We start from the raw sequence: 5,102 nt of genomic DNA on the forward strand, positions 1-5,102 counted from the left end.
TACCTACTCCACCTTTTGCTCTCGACTTGCCTGGAAAATGCACTTACCCACCGTATTTGGTGTTCCGGTGTGGCGAGACGGGCGCATCCATTTTGTTTTGGAGAAAATGGTCGATCCGCAGAGGTTTGAAAGCCAGTCTTCTTTTATTGAGCGCTGGAAAGACAATTACCTGAAATGTGTAACCCAAATCCTGAATAGCGGGCCTGAAAATCTGAGACTGTCGGGGGGGATTTGGCGAAATATCACGCGCAGGGATGAAACATCTTCGGGCTGAAAAGACGTTTGCCCCGTGATGCCTTTGGCGCACCAGGCGGGGCCGCCCGCTAAGTAAAACTGAGTTATTCTATTTAGAAAGCATCCGTTCATTAACGTTCGGGTGCTTTTTTCGTTCTAACGAGCTGAAAAACGTAGAATTATATAATAGCTACGTTATACCTGATTGTGGTTCTGTTTGTCTGAGGGTTACCAGAAGACAGTATCCTGAAGTCACCCCTTAGCAATGTTAAATAGCGGCATCGAAATCCGCTGGTAGCGTACTGTTACCTGTACCCAGGCTGCGTTGCATTAATACCGTATCAAGCCAGAGCCCATGCTTGAATCCAATGTTCGTCAGCGTACCTATTTTCGTAAATCCGGCCTGCTGATGGACTTTCAGCGATCCCTGATTATTGCTGTCGCCGACGATAGCGATCAACTGCCGATAACCCTGCGTTTCAGCCCACTCAATTACATGGCGTAGCAACGCTTTTCCCACCCCCTGACGCTGTGCCGTCGGGTCAATATAAATCGAATCTTCGAGGGTATAGCGATAGGCATAACGCTCGCGGTAACGGGTGAGATAGCAATACCCGATGACCTTATCTTCTTGCAATGCGACAACCCATGGCAGTCCCAGACTGCGGATTTTTTCCAGACGATCCTGCATCTCGCGGGTATCCGGCGGGTCAGTTTCAAAGCTGCCGGTACCGTGATTAACATGATGGGCGTAGATATCGCGTATGGCGGGGATGTGTTTTTTTTCAGCGTTAACGATTTTCATTGACCAGCTCCCATTGGCATCTTTGTCCAAATTACCTCAAAGGCTGGAGGGAAGGTAAGTGCAAAAAATTATGTGTCTATACCCGTCATTCTTTAAGCTGCATGTACCTTGGCTACGCTAGCTCACTTCAGTCACATAGTTCGCTAAACTCCTGGGGATTTACTCACTTGCCGCCTTCATGTAACTCGAATTATTTAGGGTATATAAATTATTTTCAATGTAAATAAGCTTTCAAATTGTAAGGGTAAACGGGGTGTGGTTGATACTGTCAATAATACGCAAGGTTGGTAAATACTTTAGCGAGTTGAGCAATGCACAATTCTTCGCGCACGTATTATGGCGGATACCAAAATACCAATTTTGGTAGATTTCTAGGATAGGTCAAGAAGTCATTTGATTTTATTGAGTTTTTACTGTTTTTTTTACTGTACTTAGTTCTGCTTATGACTGTACCTTTAATTTCATTTTATCGACCCTGTTCGAAACTTAAAATTAGGTTATATTATTTACATTGTTATCTTTGTTGTTATCAGGGGCATTATTATCAGAACTTTCTCTATCCGCACACAATAGTTATCATGCAAACAGTTGCGCGGTGTAGCTATGCCAACCAGCAATAGTTATCATCGTCACAAGGTTTCGTCATGCAAACTTAATCTAAATCCAGAATTCAATCCCAAGAGTATTAGGATTATTTAGTCTAAAATACTTTTTTGTCTAAGAGTTTTCGTATCGCATAGCCACGAACTACGCTGAGTGATAAAATTTTCGAGTTTACGCCTGCTTTCCCACGATTAGAGGGCGAGGCGCGGGTAGTCAATAAGACGAAAGAATTAATTGCTTCATAACCCTATTGCAAAATAAGCGGCATTGCATCTTACATGGTCGGGTATCGTAAGTAACTGACTGTAATATATTGAAAACGCTTATTTTTACTCTGATGTAAGTTATAAGGGCAGATATGTTAAGTATGCGTCGACATGCCAACTTCATTAAACGTTTTAAGTCTTTAAGCTGTTTATTTACGGCAAGCGTTCTTTTCCCTATGCAAATCTCTGCAGCGACATCAGATTATGACGCTTTGGTTATTGAAGCGCGGGGTGGTAATAGTGCACCGTTATTGCGTTATCTAGAGGATCAGGGAAAGCAAAGCGCGCTAACGCCAAATCAGGTTGCCGACTGGCTGCAAGTTTCCAGTTGGGTTGATAACAACGATAAAGCCACTATTGAAATCTGGCAGCGCTATCGTGGGCAGATGGATGTGCCTGCGCGCGGCAAAGTCGCCGCTGCACGTGCGTACCGTAACCAGAAAAACTGGAATGATTCATTGGCGGTATGGGAAAGCGTTTTACAGGAAGAGCCTGACAACGTTGACGTACGCACCGGCTGGATAATGACGTTGGCAGATGCTCGCTACAATCAGCAAGCCCTTACTGAAGCGAATAAATGGGCACAGGCACATCCGGGTGCTGACTCCGATGCGCTACTTGCCTACGTATATCATTCTCAGGGAAAAAACTGGGACGCGCTGTTGGTTGCCAGCCAGGCGGATGACGTTGATCCTGGCAACAAAAATGCAAAATCTACGCTGCTGTCTGCTCTGTCAGCAAACCGTGTTTCCGGACCCGCCTTAAATATGGCGGAGGTAGTGCCTACGGCAGATCCTGTGAAGCGCCGCCTTGAGCTTGATGCGGCCGCCGAAATGGTACGCTCCTCCTATACGTCTGCACGTAATGAAGAAGAGCGGTTTATCGTGGCGGATAAAGCGCTGGCCCGCTATGACCAGTTGCTGGCTGCCTGGAAGGATGAGCCGTCCGCGCAGAATGATGTCCGTCGGGCGAGAATTGACCGCATGGGGGCTTTGCTGGTTCGTAAGCGAACGTCTGAAGTGATTAAGGAATACGAATCGCTTTCTGCGAGCGGCGAAGTGCCAAACTACGCAAAACGCTGGGTAGCATCGGCATGGTTAAGCGAACGCCAGCCAGAAAAAACCGAAGCGATGCTGATGAGCATCTACTACCCGAATGGACCGATTCCCGTTACGCCGCTTGGTCCTGAGGATCAACAGGATCTGTTCTACGCGCATATCGATAATGAAAACTTTGATGCCGCTAAAAAACAGGCCGAAAACCTAATCAAAGAGAGTCCGTACCTGCGACGCATCTATGGTTCGCCAACGCCGCAGCCTAACGATAACTGGCTGCTCGGACAGTCGATGCTGACGCAATATTATATTGCTGCCAATGAACTACCTGAGGCTGAAAAGCTCGCAGAGCATCTGGCGCGAACAGGTTCAGGTAACCAGGGGCTGCGCATATCTTATGCCTCCGTTCTTGAAGCACGTGGCTTGCCGCATGCGGCGGAGAAAGAGCTGAAGCTGGCGGAAGTGATTGAGCCAAGCAACCTGGAACTGGAACGTCAGCAGGCTTATGTTGCGTTGGATCTCCAGGAATGGAGGCAGGCCGATGAACTGACGGATGACGTCATCGCCCGTAGCCCGGATGATGAAGCGACGCTGCGCCTCGCGCGTATTCGTGATGTCCACAAAATGTCGGAAGTGCGCATTAGCGGCACACAAGGGATCTCGTCCGATAGCCCGGTCAGCGGTAAGAATGACTTCAACATCAATACTGCCATTTACAGTCCGCCAATTAACGACAACTGGCGCTTGTTTACTGGATTCAACTTTGCTACCGGCGAATTTGAGGAAGGTAAAGGCATCAGCCGCGATCTGGCGGCGGGGGCGGAATGGACTTCCCGCGACTACTGGGCAGAAATGGAAGTCTCTGGCCGAAATTATGGCGATGGTCAGAAAATTGGCGGTCGTCTTTCCGGCTGGCATGACTTCAATGACAACTGGCGCGTAGGCGGTTCGGCCGAGCGCTTGTCGCGTAATACGCCACTGCGCGCGCTGCGTAGCGGCGTGTATGCCAACGGCGGCGATATGTTTGTTCGCTGGTATCAAAACGAACGACGTGAATATCAACTGTCGTTTGCCGCATCACATTTCTCAGATGGTAACGATCGCATCGAATACGGACTCAGCGGAAAAGAGCGCATGTGGACAACGCCGCGCTTCACCCTGGACTTTACCCCGGGCATCGGCGGGAGCACCAACACCAAAGAGAATGTGCCGTATTACAACCCGAAGAGTGATTTTTCCGTGGTACCGGCTCTGAGCGCGGAGCAGGTTCTTTACCGCCATTATGACACCGTGTGGACGCAGCAAGGTCTGGCTGGCGTAGGTGGCTATTGGCAGCAAGGCCAGGACGCTGGTGCCATCGTTCAGGTGGGATACGGACAACGGCTCAAATGGAACAACGTCGTAGATGGCGGGGTGATGCTGATTTGGGATAAACGCCCCTACGACGGTAAACGTGAGCGGAATATCTCCCTCGCTTTCGATTTAAATGTCAGGTTTTAAGGATTGTTCATGCTGAAAAGATGCCTGTGGCTTAGCGCATTAATCGCTGGCTGGTTGATGATTACCGCGTGCAGTAGCGCGCACAATACAACGCCTCGCTACGTTCCTCCCGCAGAGAGAACGCCGCTGACGGCGGATCATCCGTGGCCGAAAAATAGCTTCCTGGTGCTCGGCTACCACGATGTCGAGGATGGTGCCGCCGACCAGCGCTATCTTTCTGTGCGCACCAGCGCGTTGAGCGACCAAATGGCCTGGCTGCGTGATAATGGCTATAACCCGATCAGCGTGCAGCAAATCCTGGACGCCCATGACGGTAAAATCGTGTTGCCGGAAAAAGCGGTATTACTCACCTTTGATGACGGATATAGCAGTTTTTATACCCGCGTCTGGCCGCTGCTGAAAGCCTACAACTGGCCTGCGCTTTGGGCGCCGGTGGGGAGTTGGGTTGATGCTCCCGCCAACAAAAAAGTCGATTTTGGCGGCTTAATGACGGCGCGAGATAAATTCGCCACCTGGAAAATGGTCGAAGAGATGGGCAAATCACCGTTGGTGGAAGTCGGTGCGCACACCTGGAATTCGCATTTCGGTGCACAAGCCAACCCGCAGGGAAGTAAAGAACCGGCGGTGGCGAACCGCCTG

The 5,102-nt window shown here is 49.6% G+C and carries 3 protein-coding genes and 1 pseudogene; 3 read left to right on the forward strand and 1 reads right to left on the reverse strand.

The genetic code is table 11. The annotated features are described in order from the left end of the window. Positions 1-274 (forward strand): annotated as a pseudogene (locus FDW87_RS22400) (Vi polysaccharide transport protein VexE); the annotation flags it as partial. Between the two features lie 228 nt (positions 275-502). Here FDW87_RS22400 and FDW87_RS12065 read toward each other — a convergent pair. Further along, complete coding sequence (locus FDW87_RS12065; RefSeq protein WP_016157400.1) at positions 503-1,039, reverse strand: GNAT family N-acetyltransferase; 537 nt, start codon at positions 1,037-1,039, stop codon at positions 503-505. A gap of 961 nt (positions 1,040-2,000) precedes the next feature. Here FDW87_RS12065 and pgaA point away from each other — a divergent pair. Both pgaA and FDW87_RS22405 read left to right on the forward strand, forming a co-directional pair. Then, positions 2,001-4,463, forward strand: a complete 2,463-nt coding sequence (pgaA, locus tag FDW87_RS12070; RefSeq protein WP_075847466.1) for a poly-beta-1,6 N-acetyl-D-glucosamine export porin PgaA — start codon at positions 2,001-2,003, stop codon at positions 4,461-4,463. A gap of 9 nt (positions 4,464-4,472) precedes the next feature. Then, on the forward strand, positions 4,473-5,102 hold a 630-nt coding region (locus FDW87_RS22405), incomplete at its 3' end, for a polysaccharide deacetylase family protein (RefSeq protein ID WP_252363135.1).

The organism is Citrobacter sp. wls826 (assembly GCF_005281245.1).
Taxonomy (GTDB): Bacteria; Pseudomonadota; Gammaproteobacteria; order Enterobacterales; family Enterobacteriaceae; genus Citrobacter; species Citrobacter braakii.